Source organism: Anoxynatronum buryatiense, assembly GCF_900182905.1.
Lineage (GTDB): Bacteria > Bacillota > Clostridia > Peptostreptococcales > Tindalliaceae > Anoxynatronum > Anoxynatronum buryatiense.
On sequence record NZ_FXUF01000011.1, the window covers coordinates 68,989 to 89,703 of the forward strand.

At 44.8% G+C, this 20,715-nt stretch carries 19 protein-coding genes; 6 read left to right on the forward strand and 13 right to left on the reverse strand.

The features are described from left to right. The first annotated feature begins 10 nt into the window (after nt 1-10). Entirely contained in the window at nt 11-664 is a 654-nt protein-coding gene (locus QOL74_RS13315) for a hypothetical protein (RefSeq protein WP_283409984.1), read from the forward strand. Between the two features lie 78 nt (nt 665-742). Here QOL74_RS13315 and QOL74_RS13320 read toward each other — a convergent pair whose 3' ends face one another. From QOL74_RS13320 to QOL74_RS13330, 3 genes are all read right to left on the reverse strand, one after another. Beyond that, nucleotides 743-1,933, reverse strand: coding sequence for a pyridoxal phosphate-dependent aminotransferase (locus tag QOL74_RS13320; protein WP_283409985.1), 1,191 nt, complete (start codon nt 1,931-1,933; stop codon nt 743-745). 291 nt (nt 1,934-2,224) lie between these two features. Beyond that, nucleotides 2,225-2,422, reverse strand: coding sequence for a YwbE family protein (locus QOL74_RS13325; protein WP_283410052.1), 198 nt, complete (start codon nt 2,420-2,422; stop codon nt 2,225-2,227). Nucleotides 2,423-2,508: 86 nt separating this feature from the next. Further along, nucleotides 2,509-3,033 carry a DUF3795 domain-containing protein gene (locus QOL74_RS13330; protein WP_283409986.1) on the reverse strand — a complete coding sequence of 175 codons (525 nt, stop codon included), beginning with the start codon at nt 3,031-3,033 and terminating at the stop codon, nt 2,509-2,511. Nucleotides 3,034-3,224: 191 nt separating this feature from the next. Between QOL74_RS13330 and QOL74_RS13335 the strand changes: the two genes are divergently transcribed. The 5 genes from QOL74_RS13335 to lpdA all read left to right on the forward strand — a co-directional run bounded on the left by QOL74_RS13335 (nt 3,225) and on the right by lpdA (nt 8,719). Continuing rightward, complete coding sequence (locus QOL74_RS13335) at nt 3,225-4,223, forward strand: dihydrolipoamide acetyltransferase family protein (protein WP_283409987.1); 999 nt, start codon at nt 3,225-3,227, stop codon at nt 4,221-4,223. A 171-nt stretch (nt 4,224-4,394) separates the two neighbouring features. Then, nucleotides 4,395-5,375: a thiamine pyrophosphate-dependent dehydrogenase E1 component subunit alpha gene (locus QOL74_RS13340; protein ID WP_283409988.1), complete on the forward strand. Its 981-nt coding sequence runs from the start codon at nt 4,395-4,397 to the stop codon at nt 5,373-5,375. Further along, complete coding sequence (locus QOL74_RS13345; RefSeq protein WP_283409989.1) at nt 5,372-6,349, forward strand: alpha-ketoacid dehydrogenase subunit beta; 978 nt, start codon at nt 5,372-5,374, stop codon at nt 6,347-6,349. The genes QOL74_RS13340 and QOL74_RS13345 overlap by 4 nt, the downstream gene beginning before the upstream one ends. Nucleotides 6,350-6,381: 32 nt before the next feature. Then, nucleotides 6,382-7,173: an SDR family NAD(P)-dependent oxidoreductase gene (locus QOL74_RS13350; protein WP_283409990.1), complete on the forward strand. Its 792-nt coding sequence runs from the start codon at nt 6,382-6,384 to the stop codon at nt 7,171-7,173. Between the two features lie 139 nt (nt 7,174-7,312). Beyond that, entirely contained in the window at nt 7,313-8,719 is a 1,407-nt protein-coding gene (gene lpdA / locus QOL74_RS13355; protein WP_283409991.1) for a dihydrolipoyl dehydrogenase, read from the forward strand. Nucleotides 8,720-8,833: 114 nt separating this feature from the next. Here lpdA and QOL74_RS13360 read toward each other — a convergent pair whose 3' ends face one another. The 10 genes from QOL74_RS13360 to QOL74_RS13405 form a co-directional block, all read right to left on the reverse strand. Continuing rightward, complete coding sequence (locus QOL74_RS13360; RefSeq protein ID WP_283409992.1) at nt 8,834-9,967, reverse strand: response regulator transcription factor; 1,134 nt, start codon at nt 9,965-9,967, stop codon at nt 8,834-8,836. Nucleotides 9,968-10,355: 388 nt separating this feature from the next. Beyond that, on the reverse strand, nt 10,356-11,240 hold the full coding sequence (gene bla / locus QOL74_RS13365) for a subclass B1 metallo-beta-lactamase (protein ID WP_283409993.1): 885 nt from the start codon (nt 11,238-11,240) through the stop codon (nt 10,356-10,358). A gap of 139 nt (nt 11,241-11,379) precedes the next feature. Next, the gene (locus QOL74_RS13370) at nt 11,380-12,138 is read right to left on the reverse strand and encodes a nitroreductase family protein (RefSeq protein WP_283409994.1); all 759 of its coding nucleotides are present in this window, start codon (nt 12,136-12,138) and stop codon (nt 11,380-11,382) included. A gap of 42 nt (nt 12,139-12,180) precedes the next feature. Continuing rightward, nucleotides 12,181-13,218, reverse strand: coding sequence for a PTS sugar transporter subunit IIC (locus QOL74_RS13375; protein ID WP_346771754.1), 1,038 nt, complete (start codon nt 13,216-13,218; stop codon nt 12,181-12,183). Nucleotides 13,219-13,244: 26 nt separating this feature from the next. After that, on the reverse strand, nt 13,245-14,345 hold the full coding sequence (locus tag QOL74_RS13380; RefSeq protein WP_283409995.1) for a hypothetical protein: 1,101 nt from the start codon (nt 14,343-14,345) through the stop codon (nt 13,245-13,247). 102 nt (nt 14,346-14,447) lie between these two features. Beyond that, a complete protein-coding gene (locus tag QOL74_RS13385) occupies nt 14,448-16,256 on the reverse strand; it encodes a glycosyl hydrolase family 18 protein (protein WP_283409996.1) in 1,809 nt (602 codons plus the stop codon). 292 nt (nt 16,257-16,548) lie between these two features. Continuing rightward, nucleotides 16,549-17,817, reverse strand: a complete 1,269-nt coding sequence (locus QOL74_RS13390) for a serpin family protein (RefSeq protein ID WP_283409997.1) — start codon at nt 17,815-17,817, stop codon at nt 16,549-16,551. A 103-nt stretch (nt 17,818-17,920) separates the two neighbouring features. Next, the gene (locus tag QOL74_RS13395) at nt 17,921-18,880 is read right to left on the reverse strand and encodes an NAD(P)/FAD-dependent oxidoreductase (protein WP_283409998.1); all 960 of its coding nucleotides are present in this window, start codon (nt 18,878-18,880) and stop codon (nt 17,921-17,923) included. Between the two features lie 388 nt (nt 18,881-19,268). Beyond that, nucleotides 19,269-20,144, reverse strand: a complete 876-nt coding sequence (locus QOL74_RS13400) for an AraC family transcriptional regulator (RefSeq protein WP_283409999.1) — start codon at nt 20,142-20,144, stop codon at nt 19,269-19,271. A 12-nt stretch (nt 20,145-20,156) separates the two neighbouring features. Further along, a complete protein-coding gene (locus QOL74_RS13405) occupies nt 20,157-20,621 on the reverse strand; it encodes an SAM-dependent methyltransferase (protein ID WP_283410000.1) in 465 nt (154 codons plus the stop codon). Nucleotides 20,622-20,715: the final 94 nt, after the last annotated feature.

Here is a 20,715-nt window from a genome sequence, read left to right on the forward strand (position 1 = left end):
GGAACATTATATGAAAAGTGCTAAAAGAACAAAAAAGATCTTGGTGGCCTTCATTTTAGCTGTACTGACAACAGCGACTTGCTTTGCGGCATCTCAGATTATTTCAATTACATCTGTTCCGGGATATGCTTTTAATAAATTCGAATCCTACCCTTCTGACAAACAAATGCAAAAGGCGGCTGAATTTTTACCAAAGTATGTGGAACAGTTTGAAAACGGATACGCATTCGAGGAAGCTTTTGTAGGTAAGTTGGAAGGTAAGGATGAAGGGAAAAATCAAGTGGCTATGATAAAAAGTGCAGAATTCACCTATATGAAAGGCGATTCAGAGTTGTACTTGTATGTGATGGAAAAGCCCCAGAATTCAACAGAATTCCCCCCGCTGGAAGGCGAAGAAATTGCCTTGACAGATGCCCAGACCGTGTTTTACGATGACTATTTAAATAAATTCAAGCCTGGAGATTATGTTATGACCGAACAGGATAAGATTGATGAAGCAAATGGCACTTACGTTTTTTCCTTTGGAGAAGACTTTGATTTTATCAAGCACATTCAAATGATCGAGTGGGAGGAAGACGGTATTCGTTATTCTTTAAACTGTCTCGATGAGAAGCTTACAAAAGAGGCGCTTTTAGAGATGGCTGAAGAAATTATTAAAAAATAAGAACAGGTACCTTTTATAACAGAAAAGCAGGGACGAAGATTAAACATCTCCCTGCTTTTCTGTTACCCTTCATTCGGCCTATTTCAGCTTGCTTAATGCCGCTTCCAGCCGGTCCATCCCTTTTTCAATGTTTTCCATTGAATTGGAATAAGAGATGCGAATATTGTCAGGCGCTTCAAATGCAGCTCCCGTTACGACGGCGATTTTAGCTTCCTCCAACAGGTAATTTGCCAAGTCTAAGGAATTGTTGACTGTCAGGCCCTTGTACTCTCTGCCATAAAAATAGCTGACATTGGGCATGACGTAGAAAGCGCCTTTGGGGATACTGCAATGGATGTTTTTCATTGCATTGATTCTTTCGAGGATATAGCGTCTTCTTCTGTCAAATTCAGCTCTCATCATCTCAACGGACTCTTGGGAGTTTGCCAGTGCTTCTATCGAGGCGTATTGTGCGGGTGTGTTGGGGCTTGTCGTCGTGTTGCCCTGGTAATCTGCCATCCCCTTGATGATCTGTGTGGGCCCCACGGCATATCCAATTCGCCAGCCTGTCATGGCATAGGCCTTGGACATCCCATTGATGGTGATGGTTTTTTCCTTTATTTCAGGAGACAGGGCAGCCACGCAGACATTTTTCTCGCCCTCATAGACTAAAAATTCATATATTTCATCTGAAATGATATAAAAATCATGTTCAACTGCCATCTGGCCCAGCTGCCTCAGATCTTCTTTGCTGTATACCGCTCCGGTCGGGTTATTGGGTGAATTGATGATGATGGCTTTTGTTTTTTCTGAGATGTTTTTTCTTATCTTCGCCACATCCAGTCTGAAGCCGTCATTTTCCTCCAACGGAACCAAAACAGGCACCCCTTCGGCAAGCTTGACCATTTCAAGGTAGCTTACCCAGCAAGGTGTGAGTATGATGACTTCATCACCGGGATCCACGATGGCCATGAGTGCATTTGTCAGGGATTGCTTGGCACCTGCTGATACAAGCACCTCCTTGGGTGCATAATCCAACCCATACTCCTTCCTGAATTTTTGACAGATTACCTCTCTCAGCGCTACCATGCCAGCTGCAGGCGTGTACTTGGTCAGTCCCAGGTGATAAGCCTCTTCTGCCTTTTGAATGATGTTTGTCGGTGTGTTGTAGTCAGGCTCGCCAACATTAAATCCAATTATTTGGATGCCCTGATTCTTTAATTCCGCTATTTTTGCAGCTTGCTCCAATGTAGCTGACGGGATCATGTTTTGAATTCTTTTGCTAATCATAAGCCACCCCTGTCGTGTTCATGATAAAAACATCTTCCATTTTTATTTTCTCAGGCATATGAATGAATCACTTGCTGGTTTAATCAGCCCCTTCGAATACCACATCTCGCAGGGCCGGCCACACATCGTCTGTGGCAAAGCTCCGCTGCCAGCCGGCAATGCCTGCCAGTCCCAGTTCCTGGACCAGGCCAGCAACACTGTCAAAATGACACTCCTGTTTTTTTCATGGTTGATCCCTTCCTTAGTAACGATTATCCCGGAGTAACGGTTATCGTCTTTTGTTGCCTCCATCTATTTCTTGATCTCTTTTACCCTGCCTACGATTCCGCTCTCAAGCATCACCTTAATCCCATGAGGATGAGAAGCTGCATTCGTCAAGATTTTTTTGACAACCCCTTCTGTTACATTTCCGCTGCGCTGGTCTTGTTTTTGAACAACCCCCACAGTCATTCCAAGCGCTATCTCATTCCGCTTTGTCCCTGCTGTCATTTTCATGTTCCTTTCACATGTTTCTTTCAATTGAACTTCTTCACATATATAGCCCTTACATGGCTCTTTTACATGGCCCTTTGTATTCACTTATTTTCCTCGTGCCACCGGTATTTTCTGTTGCGGTGCAGGGTATCCATCTGGCATTCCAGGCACAGGCCATTGTGACAGCAAACAACCCCGCCGCATTCTCTGCACTGCCATTTTTCAGCTTCTTTTGTCAGAAATGCTTCCATGCCCTGCTGGCGAATGAACTCCAGGTTTTCCACCATGCTCATATGGTATTTTTTCCGATAGCGGCCATCCAACGCCTTCAGTCTCTTACACGGGAATTCATTGCATTCAAAGCAGAACCGGATTTCTCCTTTCTCCAGCCGTTCACAGTGATGACCCATGTGAGTGCAGTGTTCCCCCCGCGGGATGCAACCAGGGCAGTATTTTCGGTGAAATCCCTGTTTGTTGATATCATGCTGCATAAAAAGATAGTGGACACACAGGCCACAGTTCATGCCACAGGGAGCAATGAGGCTTTCTTTCATCCTTCTCACCTTTCTCTCATCATGCAACTGGCCCTCAGGCCAGTTGTGTGGAATGGCATCGCCATTTTTCATTCGTTCATCTACTTACCCCGAAATCTAAGGGTGTAACAGAGGAAGCAATGGTACTACCGCTGCTGGCATTTGAATACGTAAAGTTGCGTATTTGAAAAACAAATTACGTAATTCACAGGAAGATATATAAAGAATATTTTGATAAATTTGCAATATATCACCAAATTACATTTGCGAAAAGGAGAAGACTTATGCCAATTGAAATCCATATGCCCAAGCTTGGAATGACAATGAAGGAAGGTACCCTTGTTAAATGGTTAAAATCTGAAGGTGACGGCGTGAAAAAAGGAGAACCCATTGCAGAAATTACATCCGAAAAAATATCCAATGAAATAGAAGCACCTGCAGATGGAGTTCTTAACAAACCCATCGTTAAAGAGGGGGATGTTGTTGGTATCGGTGCTATACTTGCTTACATTTCGGAATCTTCCGATGATATTGCAGTCATAAAAGAACAGCTCATTGAAATTTTAGACGAACCGAAAATTCATCAAATTCACCACGATAAAACAATTTTACAGCAAAAACCCTTAAGTAGTCTCAGACAAATCATTGGAGAACGGATGTCAGAGAGTTTGCAGCGTTCACCACAAGGAACCATGACTACGCGTGCCGATATGAGCGGATTAATCAGATTAAGAGAATTGTACGCTGAACAGGGTCATAGAGTTAGCTTAACAGATATTTTTGTAAAAATCGCAGGATTGGCCCTAGAGAAGCACAGACTGCTCAACTCAACGATCGTAGAGAATGATCTCATCATTTATGAATCCATTAATATTGGTATTGCTGTAGGCACTGAAGAAGGACTTTACGTTCCAGTCATTAAAAATGTGGCATCAAAAGGTTTGCTGGAGATATCGCTTGAATCAAAACAGTTGATACAGCAAATTATGGATAAAAAGATAACTTCAGCTCATATGACTGGAGGCACTTTTACAATTAGTAACCTGGGGATGTTTGATGTTGATGTTATAACACCAATTATCAATCCTCCCGAAGCTGCGATATTGGCTATTGGAACCACTCGCAAGGAAGTCGTCGTGTTGGAAAATGATGCAACTGTCATTTTGCCACTAACTACGCTGTCTCTAACCGCAGACCACGCAATCATCGATGGACTGCCGGCTGTTAGCTTTTTAGCCTCTCTTAAGGAGATGATGACCAATGTCCATCAGTACATTGATTAAAAAGAAAAAACGATTCTTAGGCAAACACTGAATACTAACTGGCAACGATCATGCCACGTTGGGTTCTTGTTTGGAAAAAAGTTTCAGGAAGGAACTATCCATTGCTATTTACAGGAGGTGAAAGAAGGCTGTTCATTCTATTGATGGATTAAAACATGCGGAGGTGTCAACATGAAATATTCAAAAAATGAGTTGCTTAAATTCTATGAGCAGCTCGTGCTCGGGCGGAAATACGAAGAGAAAATTATTACGTTCCTTGGCAAAGGTAAACTGCAAGGGTTTTTCCATCTGGGAATTGGACAGGAAGCTGCGCAAGTCGGAGTTGTCAATGCACTTGGACCCAACGATTACCTGGTTCCTACCCATCGATTTCATCCAGGTTTGGTTAATAAGCTGGATATAAAGAAATTAACAGCTGAACTCTTCGGCAAAAGTTCAGGGTATAATCGTGGCAAAGCATTCACTTTTCACATATCCAGCAAAGAAGATCGATTACTGCCGGTGAATGGCATGCTGGGAGCCGGCATACCAGAAGCAGTCGGATATGCTTGGGCACTAAAACAGGACAATCAGGATTCAGTGGTTGTCTGCGTCCTCGGTGATGGGACAGCCAGTGAAGGTAATGTCCATGAAGGAATGAACATTGCGGCTTTATTAAATGTGCCTATCGTATTTTACATCGAGAACAATGGATGGGCAATCTCTTGTCCGACTGATGAGCAAACCAAGATTGAAAATCTGTCAACACGTGCACTTGCTTATGGAATGACGGGAGAAACGATCGATGGCAATGATGTTATCAAAGTAAAGGAAACACTTGAAAGGGCTATTGCTAAAGCCAAAAATGGCGAGCCCAATATTGTTGAAGCAAAAACCTACCGCTGGAGAGGACACTTTGAAGGTGATCCTGGATTCTATCGAGATGATGAAAAACACAAAGCAGCTATGAAAGACGATTGCATCAAGCGGATGGAAAACTTGCTAATTGAACAGGGAGCGTCAGCGAAGGAGCTTGCAGAAATAGCTGATAAAGTTCAGTTGCTCATCGACGATGCTTTTGATTATGCAGAAAAAGAGCCACTGCCCACACCCGAAGATATACTTGATTTGGATCAAGTATATGCTACAAATTTGGGAGGTGAACTATTATGAGACAACTAACTTTTTCTCAGGCAGTTTTGGAAGCACAAATGGAAGAAATGGAAAAAGATCAGCATGTGTTTATCATTGGAGAAGATGTCGCAAAGATGGGAAGTGCTTTTGGGCAATGTGCAGGACTCTACGACCGCTTCGGACCGAATCGGGTATTCAATATGCCAGTTGCCGAATCTGGATATGCTAACTTTGGTGTTGGCGCTGCAATGGCAGGAAAAAGACCAATCGTCGAGATGCAATTTGCAGATTTCATTGTGTATGCTTTTGATGCAGTTGGAAATCAGGGTCCAAAACAACGCTATATGTCAGGCGGCGAACTGAGTGTGCCTATGACAATTAGAGCTCCTCAAGGCGCGGGCTTTGGTGCGGCCGCACAACATTCACAATGTGTTGAAGCCTGGTTTATGAACTTCCCCGGGTTAAAAATTGTGATGCCCTCCAATCCACATGATGCTAAAGGACTTCTTAAAACAGCGATTCAAGATAATGACCCTGTACTGTTCCTCGAGCACAAACAGCTTCTTGGCATGAAAGGTGATGTTCCTGAAGGCGAGTACACCATTCCACTTGGTCAGGCTTCAGTTGTTAGAGAAGGAAAAGATGTAACCATAATTGCTCTGCAAGCGATGGTTTACCCAGCATTGGAAGCAGCAACAGAACTGGCCGACGAAGGAATTGATGTGGAAATTATTGATCCACGCTCCTTAATCCCATTAGATAAAAAAACGTTGGCGCAGTCTGTCAAGAAAACCGGTCGGGTTATTATTGTTCATGAAGCACCTAAACGAGGGGGATTCGGCGGAGAGATCAGTGCAGTTATCAGCGAAGAATTTTTCCCTCACTTAAAAGCACCCATTAAGAGACTAGGCGCTGCAAATATACCACTGCCATTCGGCATGCCCGAACAATATTGTTTGCCAAACAAAGTTTTAATCACTGAATGTGTCAAAGAACTAATGAACCCAAAATAGCTGGTAAAATGGTGGGTAAAGGAGGCTAATCTATGGTTCCCATTAATCTAAATGGCAAATCGGTGCTTGTGACCGGTGCCGCCAGTGGTTTAGGAAAAGCAATCGCGATGAGACTGGCAGAGGCAGGGTGTGCTGTATGTGTTGCTGATATCAATATAGCTGCAGCTGAAGTGGTGGCTAATGAAATTTCACAAATGGGTAATGCATCGATGGCATTTCAGGTCAATACTTCTAACCAGAACGAAGTTGTCAATATGGTCAATGAATCGATAAAGAAATTCGAAAAACTGGATTTGCTTGTTAACAATGCTGGAATTGGCACGATGAAACCGATTACAGATATGCAACAGGAGGATATCGACAACATGATCGATATTAACCTGAAAGGTGTCATTTACGGATGCAAAGCCGCTCTTGCACATATGATCCCCCAAAATGAAGGTAACATTATCAACATATCATCAGTTGCGGCTAAAATGGGGGCCCCGTACGCATCTGTATACGCTTCCAGCAAAGCCGGTGTCATTGCCTTAACTAATTCTTTGGCAAGGGAAGTAGCTGAAAACAATATCAACATCAATGCGATCTGTCCGGGAATCATCAGAACAAATATGTGGGAAAAACAGCTGGAACTAATGACCAACAACGGCGATGCTCAATCTAAAAATGAGGCTTTCAGAAGTTTTTCAAGCAGCCAAATTCCACTTAGAAGACCGCAAGAGCCTGAAGACATTGCTAATATGGTAGTGTATCTTGCATCTGATTTGGCGAGAAACATCACAGGACAAACGATTAATGTCGATGGTGGTAGTGCTATTTTTTAGTAATATGACAACTGCACGTCATATAGCGGTACTACCGATTGGCACATGCCCAGTGCCCTATGTCTCGCAACCGCTGCAGGGGATTCTGAATATACCTCTGCAGCTTTTTACTGGTTTTCACATGTTAAAGGAGGGCCTTATGGATCTGCATACAGCAAATAAAAGCATCACTATCATCGGGGGAGGGCCGGGCGGGTACTCTGCTGCATTAACTGCTGCCAAGCTTGGTGCGAAAGTAACTCTCATTGAAAAAAACAAACTTGGCGGCACTTGTTTAAATGAAGGCTGTATCCCCACGAAAGCTCTGCTAAAATGTGCTGAGGTTAATCATTTGTTCAAAAAAGCAGAAATGTACGGCATCGAATCAACTCACAAAAAATTTGATTATGCAAAAGCAATAAACTTTAAAAATCAGGTTGTCGCACAGATAGTTGGCGGTGTGGAACAGTTAATAAAGGCAAGCGGCATCAAGTATATCCAAGGCGAAGGGCGTGTTGTTGATACCCACACAGTTGCAATCAAAAAAGATGCAGAAATAATCAAGGTCCATTCACAAAGCATTATCATAGCTTCGGGTGCTAAAGAAACCGCTATCCCCGGACTGGAAACTGATGGAATCAATATTTTCAACAGTAGCCAGATCCTTTCATCCGAAAAGCTGCCCACAAAACTGGTTATCATCGGCGGCGGCGTTATCGGCGTTGAATTCGCCTCTATTTTCAGCTCTCTGTGTGTGGATGTTACACTGATAGAATTAACTGACCGCCTCATTGCAGCTGAAGATGAAGATTTATCAGCGGCAATCACTAAAGCACTCATGCGAAAAGGGGTTACCGTTTTACTTGACACGCAGGTACAGCATGTTGATCATCCTGGCCAGAATGATATGGTACTGACAGTCATCACCGGCAATGGTGATGTTGAGTTAATCAATTGCGATCAGATATTGGTATGCGTCGGCCGGCAAGCACTTACCAGTGATGTTGGGTTATCTGCGGTAAATATTCAAATAGATGATGGGCGTGTTAGAACCGATAAGTTTATGCAAACAAACGTAGAAGGAATCTATGCTATTGGTGATATTACTCAGAGTGAACAACTTGCACACATAGCCTATTACGAAGCACGCACAGCCGTCCAGCATATCATGGGAATGGCAGGAGAAGTTAACTACAAAGCTATACCCCATTGCATCTTTTCGTCACCGGAGATTGCAATCGTCGGGCATACCGAAACCTCTGCACGCAAACTTATCAAACAGGTCGGTGTAGTGAAATATCCGTTCTATTGCAATGGAAAAGCTGTCATTGAGCTGGAAACCGAAGGATTTGTTAAACTCATTTATGATAAAACCTCAGGGCATATTTTAGGTGTTACGATCATCGGGACAAAAGCAACAGAACTCATTGCAACGTATACACTGGCAATTAACAATGAACTGACTGTTATGGACATTGTTAACACAGTTCATGCACATCCAACGTTATCTGAGGCACTGCATGAAACAGCCTTAATGGCAGCAGGGCTTGATCTTCATGTATTATAGGCGATAAGAATGAATGGTTCCAACTGGAGAACTATTCTTCCGGGCACCATTGAAAAAATGTCCACTAACAAACTGACAAACCCTGCTCACAGGTGTCTGCTTGAGCAGGGTTTGTCAGTTATTATTTCTGACCATACCAGCGCTATTGGATTTTACATTCTTGATCAATCCCATTTTATAGAGAATTTCTATTCTGCTGTTCGCATCCAATTTATTTAAAATGTTGTCAATATGTGTTCTGACAGTATTAACGCTGATGAAAAGTTTCTCACTAATCCTCTTATTGGTTAATCCTTCAGCAATAAGCACAATGATTTCTAACTCTCTTTGGGATAATCCGTAATCATTGACATTATGGACTTGATTAACCTTTCCGTCCGCAGCGGCCTTGTAAATGAAGATGTGGTAGTATGTTTCAATGCCCAGATAAAAATCCGGTATGATAGAAAGTGCTACTTTAAAGTTATAGTCTCCGTGCTGTATATGGATACAAGAACTTGAAGTGATAACACTTATATCCAGGCTGGAAAGAACTTCATTGATAACAGCTTCGACATGATTCGTATTTTTTTGATCTTTAAGAATGCTTTTGCATATTGATGCTGCCGTTTCATTATTGCATACCACACACTGTTTTTTATCTAAACACACAAATCCAACAGGCATGTGATCAATACAATTATCGTGATTTTTATTATCACGCTTGATATACTCCGTGTTCTGAAATTGAAGCAGATAATGCGCTATATAACTTGACATGCATTCCAATATTTCAACATCTTTGTTAGTGAAACAACCTTCTTCCTTAGACCTCAGTATTCCGATACCACCTATCAGCCTGTTGTCAATATTTAATGGAAGTGAAATTTGATAATAGAAGTTGTCTTTTTTCAAAAAATCGTTATAGTACTCGGTGTTTTCGTATTGGCGGTAGGGCATAATATCTGCCGTTCTGATAGCTCTTTTGGAAAGGGGTAAGTGAGTTGGAAGATTCAAAGGGTGAAATATATCCGTTTTGTAATAGTATTGCGCATACATTTGACATAACTGGCTGCTGACATTTAAACCCAGTGGGTTTGTCAGAATTCCATTCTCATCAACAAGCAAAAAGGTTAAATTATGGTATGAGAAAATACTGGAAAGATGTTTCAGTATCGAATACCGGCAATCTCCCTTGTTAAGCTGAATGGAATTAATAAACCGTATTATTTTTTGATAGTCTTCAGTTATTAGAAATTGTTCATTCATGGGAGATCACCACCTTGTGAATAGGACTCTATGAATTGCACCATATCACATGCACTCAAGTTCATTGGCAATTTCATTTCCAGATTCAAGAGGTTAAGTTTGCGTCATTTTTAAGTGATCTAATCCACGTTAACCAAAATCCAAATATCTATTCTGAAGCCATGGTTTAGCTATTGTTTTGCGTCCTAATACGCGTCATTTTGGCTGCCATTTATAGCATATCATATCAATTTCTAAACGTAAATTGTCTCTCACACACCTTTTCCTACATTGATCGCAACGATTATTTAAGCAACGCTGAAACAAGCCATTTGCAAATGAACATGACGATGGCAAGGGTAATTTCAGCGCAAATATTTCGTTAAGTATTGGTTAGATGTGAATGGTTTCATTTTGTCTCCGTGCATAGCTGCAGCGTATGTTGAATCAAATCAGTACTGCCCCACTGACCATGCCCAGGAACCACAATGGCTGCATCACTATATTTCTCATATACACGGTTAACCGAAACAGGCCACTCCTCCAGATTGGCATCGGCAGTATTGCCCAAATCCTTCGAACTTTCACTTTTAATCATACAGCCACCAAAAAGAATTTTATTCTCAGGAAAATAAACTGCCACGTTATCTGGAGAATGAGTTTCTCCAGGATAGTAGATTTCTACCACTTCCTGACCAAATGGTAATCTCATCAGATCAGATTCAGTCAATTCAAAAATGACTGTTGGCGACACGTATGGAATTTGCTGGTAGGCCTTATAAAAACGCTGAGATTCAGGTCTATGCAGCCAAGATAACATCAGGTTTCTGGATGCTTCACCCAATTCGTCAATCAGCTGCACTGTTAAAGATGAGCCATATATGGGAATGTCATTTTGTACCAATACCTGATTTCCCCCCAAATTATCAAAATGGAATCCCGTATTGATGGCCACAATTTTCCGATCCCCGAAGCTTTGATTTATCCAATTTAACAGTTCATGCGTTGCTTCAGGGGTATATGGCGTATCAACCAAAACAATCTCTCCTGTTCCCATCTCTACAACCATTGAATTTGCCGGCCATGGAAATTCGTGGTTGATAACGTAAGCTCCTTCCTTAATTTTTTCAGCATATAAATCACTCCCTATGTTTCCTGCTAGCAACGCATCATTGACAGCCGGGGCTACCTGCACCTCTTCTTGTTGAGATGGTACCTGAACCCGCGAAGAACATCCCGAAAACCCTGTTATCATGAGTACTCCTATGAGTATGAATGTCATCTTGCTGTTCACCCTGTTGCCTCCTTCATTGTGTTCTACTATTGAAAAAATCGTGCTTGTATCGCTTATGATACGTTCCTTCGTATCGAAAGAAATTTGATCAGCAGGTGAAAATCAGCATCATGCATGGAACTTGCCGGCACATTGGGCCTTACAACTTCTTGTTATTCTTTATGTATGCCTGCCAGTAGACTTCCACAGAACGGTTCATTTCCCGGGCAAAGTCGGAGTCGTATTTGCGTTTGAAGAAGGTCTCCAAACTCTCCTGGATGTTGCCGGCACTTTCCTGGTGGGTTTCTTTCTGAAACAGGTGCATTTCCTGGTGTTCTTCCGGAGAAAGGCGTCGGTACTGGTTCTGAAACCTTATGAACCGGTCATCAAACCGTTTGGGTTTTGTGCGCTGCAGTTGTTGCCTGGTGGGGTGTCCCACCACCAGCATGGCAGCTGGAAACACGTATTCAGGCAGATGTAACAGGGATCGAACTGTTTCGCAGTTTTCTGTAATGTCTCCAATGTAACAGGACCCCAGACCAAGAGACTGCGCTGCCACCACCATGTTCTGGGCGGCAATGAGGGCATCGGCACAGGCCAGCATCAGGTCACCGGGGCCAGGCGGCCGGGGATTCAGGTTTTCAAAGGCAAAAGTATCCAGCCACCGTTGATAATCTGCCAGAAACACCAGTACCAGCGGTGCATCTGCAATAAAGGGCTGGTGATCACAGCTTTCTGCCAGCGCTTCTTTCAGTTGTTGGTCGGTGATTTCCAGCAGCGTGTAAAGCATCATATTGCCGGCAGTGGGTGCCTGATAAGCTGCCTGAAACAGCTGATGTCGCATTTCATCGCTGACATCCCTTTTCTCAAAGATCCGCACAGATTTTCGCTCATGCAGTTGCTCCATGACAGTTTTCATGGTTTTTTCTCCTTTTGCTTTTTTGTTGGTTTTTTCATTAATCTACTCGTTTAACTTTAGGTCACCGGCTTTGATCCATCCCCTTCGTCTCATGATTTCTGCCAGAATCAGCGAGAGCACGGCCGGCAGTATGAAATGAAGGAGTCCCATTTTCATCAGTACATCGGCAGAGAATCCCATGGCGCTGATGGTTCCAAATTGCCCCACCAGTCCGCTGGTTCCCATTCCGGCACCTGTGGGCACGTTTTCCATGCGCAGTAAAGTGGCAGCCAGCGGGCCAAGTATGGCACTTGCCACCGTGGGTGGTATCCAAATAAGTGGATTTCGCACAATGTTGGGAATTTGAAGCATTGAAGTGCCCAGCCCCTGAGAGAGCAGACCGCCCCAGCCGTTCTCCCGGTAGCTGATGACAGCAAAGCCAATCATCTGGCAGCAACATCCCACAGTAGCTGCACCGGCAGCAGTACCGCCGAGACCCAGCATGATACACAGTGCCGCGCTGGAGATGGGCAATGTAAGCGCCATGCCCACAATAACAGCCATCAAGGCTCCCATGGGAATAGGATGCATTTCGGTCACCGCCATAATGACAGTCCCCAGCCAGGCCATAAAGCCGCCTATGAAAGGTCCTGCCACCATTCCCATTACCACACCGGCTGCAATGGTGGCCATGGGAGTCGCAATGATATCCACTTTTGTTTCTCCCGTAACCAATTTTCCGCATTCTGCTCCCACCACCACAGCCACGAAACAGCCCGCAGGACCACCGGCTTCATAGCCCGCCATGCCAGTGATCGTGGAAGCAAACAACACCAGTGGCGGTGCCTTTAATCCGTAGGCAACAGCCACACCAATGGCTGGGCCTGCCATGGCCATGGCCCGCTGGCCCAACTGCTGCAGTATGGGAAGCTGAAGTTGTTCACCCGCCACATTGAGAATCAAGCCAATAATCAAGGAGGAAAACAGCCCCAATGCCATGGCCCCAAGCGCCTCAATGCCATAGCGTTTCATTGAAAATTCAATGTTTTTTCTTTTTAAGAATTCCATCTTTGATTTGTTCGGTGAAGCCATCGCTGTCATGGTTTCCCTCCAATAGTGATCGTTCTTTATTCTGTTTGACTGGTTGATGTGATAAAAGTCATGGCTTCTGCAATATTGCTTGCATTTCCAGCGTTGATGGCTTCTTCCATGAGTTCCAGTTTCGGCAGTGTCAAAAACTCCCTGCCAATGATAACTTCATATTCTGTGGAGATTTTCACAGAGAGTCTGTTGAGCTTCTCCAGATTTTCTTTGCCCTGATCATACACTTCCCGGTATTCCGCCTTGAGCGACTGTAACGCCTCTTCATTGGCCGCGATGATCTGCTTTTTGATTTCTTCAGCTGTCACATTGTCAAAATCACGCAATGCCTTTATCTTTTGCTCCATCAGTTCATTGACTGCTTGTGTATACTGCCCTATTTCCTGATCAAACTCGCCTAATTCATAATGACTCTCATCTTTATCCTTCATGATCTGGCGCTTTATTTTCCGTTGCCTTTTCTTACTTTCCTGAATGCTTCGGCGCATGGCCCGCACTCTGTTGAGCGCTTCTAAATGCTTATACTTTGTTTTGCCCACCGCCAGGTAAATACCACCAAAAACAAGAATCACACATACGTAGCTCAGCGCCAGATAGAGCATCCCCATTCCTTCAAAAAAAGCATAATAGAGGCCAAAGGGGATGGCGAAAAAGGCTAATGCCAGCGTCAGCAAAATGATCCCTGCGTCGCCTATTCCACTGGGAAAATAAAGGGCAAAAAACAGTCGATTGTTATACAGGAACGGGATCTTTTCTTGTTTGAAAACCGACTTACCCGCCAGATGCAATTCCTCATCTTCACTGCGAAAGTCAGCTGTTTCCATGTCAACTCGTTTCATAATCGCCTTCTTTTTTGCTTTTTCTTTGCTCGATTCCACATTCTTCAGCTTCGCGTTAACACTGTCAATCTGCTCATCAAAAGTAGCTTCCAGTTGTGTCTTGCGTTGACGTGTGACTTTCTTGATTTCGTCTTCTATGGCATTTTCTTTTTGGGAAATGCTTTTCTCCACTTGCTTTTCTTTCGTCTCCAGTATTCTCTTCTGCTCAATACAGTTGTTCAGTTCAGCAACATTTCCCTTGATGATTCCAATTTCCTGAATGCCACCCAGCAGGATCGCCTTTTCCATTTTTTCACCCTTTCACTAATTTGACATACGGCACTCCCCTATTAGTTGCCTCTGTTCATTGAACTTGTGTACAGGCACTCCGGGCACCGGCATCGTTCCGGTTTAGTCTGCTGTTTCGAACACCACGTCTCGCAGGGCCGGCCACACATCGTCGGTGGCAAAGGTCCGCTGCCAGCAGGCAATACCTGCCAGGCCCAGTTCATGAACCAAGCCCGCTCGAATGGACAGGGTTTCAGCGTTTTCAATCCAGATTTTCACCAGATCTTCCCCGTCAATAAAAGCGGCGTAATAGAGCTGTGACTCTTCGTCCCAAAAGGGGGTAAGCCCATTGTTTTCAATGAAATTGGCCTGAGCCTGCATCCCGATGGCCGAAGACCGGTTGGTCATTCGATTCGCCCGCTCGGTGGATGGCCGCTCCCGCCAAACCCGGGTATAAAGCGGCAACCCCATCACCAGCCTGTTGGGGTCCACCACCCTGGTCAGTTCTGTCATGCCTCGTTCCACCCAGCCGTAGGAAGCCACAGGCCCGCTGACGGGGCTGGATGCCCAGTGTTCGTCATAGGTCATGATCACCAGGTAATCGACAATTCGGCCCAGATATTCGTGGTCGTAGCATTTTGACCAGTTGTCACTGCCACCCATGATGGTGACGTCCATGGACAAAATCAGCCCGTGCTGCTTCATAGACCAGGCCAACTCGTTGATGAAATGAGTGAGCCGGTCCCGGTCGGCCATATAGACGTTTTCAAAGTCAACGTTGATGCCCTCATACCCATGGGTCAGGGCTTCCTGAATCATCCGGTCAATGAACCGCTCCCGGGCGTCTGCCTTTTGTAGAAATGCGTGGGTGCGGTCGATGTTAAACTCATTGGACACCAGCGCCCAGATCTGAAACCCGTTATCCCGCGCCCATCGTATATATGCTTCAGAGACTTTGGATGAAATATTTCCTGCATCATCTGTCAGTTCGTACCAGGTGGGGGATACCACGTTGACCCCGGGCATGTCAGGCAGGGTATCCACATTGGGGTTACGACCGTACACTGCTTCCCATACCAGCATCACCGGTTCGTCCAGGGGCGGTTGCCATTCAGGAAGTGTGGCCGCCTGAATGGTTTCCATGGATGCCAGCCGGCTTTCCGTTTCCCGAATCACGCCAATGGCTCCTTGTTCTGTCACCAAAGTGATCTGATCTTCTCCGGACACGTAGGCCACCGCCGGCCCGCCGGTAGACCGCTCCAGAATTCGGATGGGTTCACGAATGGCCCGCCACCGAATGTACGTCTCCAGCGACAGGATTCTCTCCCGGTAAGCATTCATTTGTCCGGCATCTTCAAAAATCAGCTGGCCTGATTCCAGCTCCAGTTGCTGATAGGGCAGATAATCGTTGGTAAAGATCACATGGCCGCTGGTGTTCCCCATCTGCAGCCGGATGCCCAGCGTGTCCCCAATGTCCAGATCAGCCATGTCTTCGTATGGAAGAAAGGTGTCTTCCTCCAAATGAACGGGAATCACTTGGCGGTTTACCGGCTCACCGTCGACGGTGACTTCCCCGGCATCGGAGATGGTAATGAAGTGTTGGGGCCCCACCAGATTGGTTTGCCCCATAACGGCATCGTAATGGTGAGTGTAAAGGGAATCCCGCAGCCAGTAGGCATTGAAATGGGTTTTGCCCGTTTCACTGTTGATGTGCAGCAAGTCTTCGGTGTAGGGTTCAACGCGCACTCCCTCTTCCCCCAGGTACACTACCCGGGGTGCCTGCTGGTCAACTTCATAGGCACTGATCACCGGCAGTTGGTGCGCCCATCTGCGGATTCGCAGGTTCAGTTCAAGATGAATACTCAGTACTGCCGTGACCACCAGGGCCAGGGCCAGTAAAACTGTCAAAATGACTCGCAATGTCTTCTTCATGGTTGATCCCTTCCTTGCTTCTGTCGTGTTGAGTATACTTTCATTTCATGTCAGCTTAAGCTGCTCTGCCTACCATGGCGATTCCCTTCCCACCAGTGACATTAGAAGGATAATACCCACCATCCTCTCGTGTAATCAGATGCCGTTTTATCCATCTGTTGGCCGCCGTTGCAAAAAGTAAAATCCTTCTGTCAATCATTGTATCATATTGTTTTATCTGGATTGTATTCCCGATGCATAAAAAAAGTACAGCGTTCCATGTTCTGTACTTTAGTCATGATCTGTATGCTGCTTACTGCGTGGGGTCCACGACAGAACCGGTAAAGAGCACTTCATTTGTTTCTCTGTCATGGATCATGAAAAAGAAAGGACGGTTCACATTCATCTCAAAGAAGTCTATCATCGCTGATTCAACCCTGATTTCAACCGATGTGACAGCGGCTGCTTCTGTACCCTTCTCATCCACATCGATAAAGGATTTATGCTTTACTTCACTGATATATAAACGCGGTCCTTCGTTCCTTGTGACCATCCCGTAGAAATCTGATTTGGCAGGATCGAAAGCCACTTTCATACCCATCAGTTTAAGTACATCATTGAGTTTTTCTTCGTATTCCATGGAAAACCGCGGCAGCCGCAAATGACCCTGATAGGTTTGAAACTCTTCGCGCCACTGGTTCCAGTTTTCCATGTTCAAATCCGCCGCAAGTTCCAGAAGCGAACTGTTTTCATCCGGCAGAAAAACAACCATGGCGAGTCTTTCTGATTCACCATAAGGCAGTCTGACTGCCTGAAACGCTCCTTCTTTTTCGAGATAGTCAAATTCATCATTTCGGTTCATGAAAGGCACATCCGGGATCTCCCCTTCAGGGCCATTAAAAAAATCATTACTGGTGAGATCCGTGTTGAAAGGGTCGGTCCAGTCACCCTGAAAATAAACTGCATTGATGAGAAACAGGATTGTGTTGGGATCAATCGGGTACTCAACAATGTCTTCAATCAGTCCGTCAGTTCTGTCATTTACCCAGCTGTTGATCACATCCACCGATGCTTCAGCACCGAAATCCAGGGCTTTGGCAGAAGCGTTGTAATACCTTTGGTTGCGGTCTACAAAATCCTGGTCAAATGCTTCGCCTTCTTTCATCCACAGGGAGTTGGCAATATTGATGATCACATCCGGATCCGCTTCCTGCAGCTTGTACAGCCGGGCCAGATTGTTCCGATTAAACTTTTCCAACGCCTCTGATTCCATCCCAAGCATGTCTGCCATGGCTTCGAAGGTTTCCCCGCCGGCTCCATTGATGGTCATGGCAAGAGCCGTGTAGATGCTGGTGGGCGAGATCATGATGTTATCCTCCAGCGTGACAAGGTTGCGGTAAAGTTCAAATCCAAATTCATTGGACGTATTCGCAAGCACCACATCAAAAGCATCCAGTATTTCCTGGTCAGGTTCAGGTATGTTCATTCCTGCCCCATCAGCTTCATCTGTGCAACCGGCAAGTGAAAACAACAGTACAGCAGCCAGTATGATCAGACCCAATCTTCTTTTTCCATATTTCATTTTATTGGCCTCCCATTCCTGCTTTTGTACTTAATGACGAAAAGAGAACCGAAAGGTTCCCTTTTGCAGACTGCAGAGCGTTTTTATGCGCTGCTTTTTTTTACTAAAATTCTTCTTCTGTCATTCCATTGTTGACCATAGCACCTGCAATACTGCCCGTCGCCACCGCATAGGAGACGGCACGTAATGGACTGCCATTGTCCCCGCAAGCAAAAATATGATCCACCGTTGTTTTTTGAAACATGTCCACTTTGAGAAATCCCAGCTCTGTCAACTCGCATCCAAGCTTTTCTGGAATTTTACAATGCTGTTCAAAGTCAGGTCGTGAATAAATTGCTTTTAGTTGAAAGGTTGACTGATCTGCAAAGACGATTTCCTGAATATAACCATCTTGGTGTTTTAGATAACTGATTTCATTTTCCACTATTGGTATGTTATGTTGGGTGATTTTATCTGTTTGCTCTTGTGTCAAAATGGATTTTCCATTCGTGAAAATAGTCAGGTCTTTTGTCCAGTTACTCAGGAGCTGGGCATAATGAAATGCGATATCTCCATTTGCTAAAATGCCCGTTTTTTCATTCTTCACTTCGTATCCATGGCAATATGGACAATGGATCACCGATATTCCCCAACATTCTGAAAAGCCTTTTATAGGAGGCATTATGTCTCTGACTCCTGTGGCAAAAATGAGTTTTTTAGCCGTGAACGCTGCGCCTGTTTGTGTAAGGATTGAAAATCCATTTTGGGTTTTCTCACCAATGATCGCTACGTCATTGCGAATTTTTACGGTGCTGTAATTTAACACTTGCACTTTGGCTTTTTTTAAAATGGCACTTGGCTTTTCGCCGTCTTGCGTCATGAAATTGTGGGAATGTGGTGTTTGACGGTTACAGGGCAAGCCACTGTCAATGATGAGCACATTTCGCAAGGCCCGCCCCAATGCCATCGCGGCTGAAAGTCCTGCAAAGCTTCCCCCAACGATGATTACGTCAACGTTTTTATTATCTGTCATTCTGTTATGGGTTGAAAATGATGTTAAAGGAAGTGGTTGTTCAGGTGTCATCAACGTTACCCCCTTATTGAATCGTTATCGCCTTATGCTTCCATTTTTTCCAGTCACTTAGCCGACATGTTTATCATTCCTTGAATATGTAGTTCCCGGTTCCACAAAACACCATAGACACCACGACACCACTCCCGATGCTTCTGGTCTTTTTCTTCTACCCAACAAAGCCCTTTCATATCAATTCAGTCGTATTTCCACCACTCATTCTCCGACGCAGTATCTATTTCTTGATCTCTTGTTCCCTGTCGATGATGCCGCTCTAAAGTATCGCCTTTATTCTGCGGAGATGAACTGTTCTATTCTCTACTTTTTCATTGGTGCGGATGCTGGCTGATGCCACATGCGCCCGAATGATGACCGGCCTGATCTGCCGGATAACAGTATTTTAGATATCTGGTGTGTTTTGGGCGGGAATATATATCTCGCTGATAGAGTTCTCATTGTACGGCCCCAAATTCTCTTTGCCATAGTATTCGAAGTTGAAGTGCCCCGGCAGTTTCTTATCTGTTGCCGGCAGCCATTCTTCATAAATATACCGGTAGGTATGCCCCACCTGATTGGCCAGCCCTTTATGCCTGAACTTATAATAAATTTGGGCGGGAATGATTTTAGCCGTCATTTGAATGGGGATTCGATCCATTTCACTGACAGCCACCGCCACGTAAAAAAAGAGGCTGTCTGTGTCCTGATTTGGGAACCAAAACTGCATCTGATAAAACTCCAGGGGTTTCTTCAGACTGGGAATGGTTTCCAGATTTTCGGTGAGCATCGACCACTGTTCCGAAAGATCGTTTTTCAGTGACAGATCGTAGTAGAAAGAGATTCCCACCAGCTTGATGTCCTCCAAAAATACGATTTCCGGTTCTTTGTCCAGAACGTGTTCATTCTTTTTCAGCGTGATCTCGGTGATGGGCTGCAACAGCAGTCGTCTGTCAGCAGCGCCTTCTCTGCGCATATCCGACGGGTTTTGGTGCATCATTTTGAAAAAAGCCCGGCTATACGCCTCAGCACTTCCAAAGCCATAATCAAGAGCAATGTCGATAATGCGTTTATCTGTCGCCATCAGCTCTCTGGCTGACTCTGTGATTTTTCTGGCCAGAATGTATGATTTCGGCGAATGCCCCGTGATGGATTTAAACAACCTGGAATAGTAATAGAAAGAAAACCCCAGATCTTTGGAGATATCTAAAACAGATATTTTTGACCTGAGGTTCGTCTCAATAATTTGAATGGATTGTAAAATCAACTCTCTGTTGTTCATTCCCAACACCTCTTAAAAGTTAAAGAACACACTCCAGTCAAAGTCAGCTGAGTCTTCGATGCACACCGGCAGTCCTGCACACCACTCGGGCAGCGCTGGCTCCCTCACCACATCGGAGCAGGGGTAATAGGGCTTAATATCCAGCACCGGCGTCCCCTCTTCTGCATCAATATACCATGTCTCAATGATCCCACGCTCATAATCAATGTGCTTCACATCAATCACACTGATGCAAATTGGATTTGGCCTGATGGGCGATCGGGTGGCAAATACCCCCATGCGCTCCGGGCCTGGCAGATAGGGCTTGTCCAGCACCTTCGTCTCACGCAAATCCGGCTGATCCACCTGATTGGCCCACCATACAACCATCAGGTGACTGAATCCATCCATGGCCGTCAGGGCCTCTTTGTAGTCATCCTCAATGGCAATGGCAAACCCCTGGTCGCTTTTCACCTTACCAATTAACTTTAGTTCCATCATAACTGCCCCCTTATTTTTATTCGGTACAGTTATATGATAGATCACTATGAGTAAAAGTTCTTGATTCATTTTGTCTGAAATCATTCGTCAG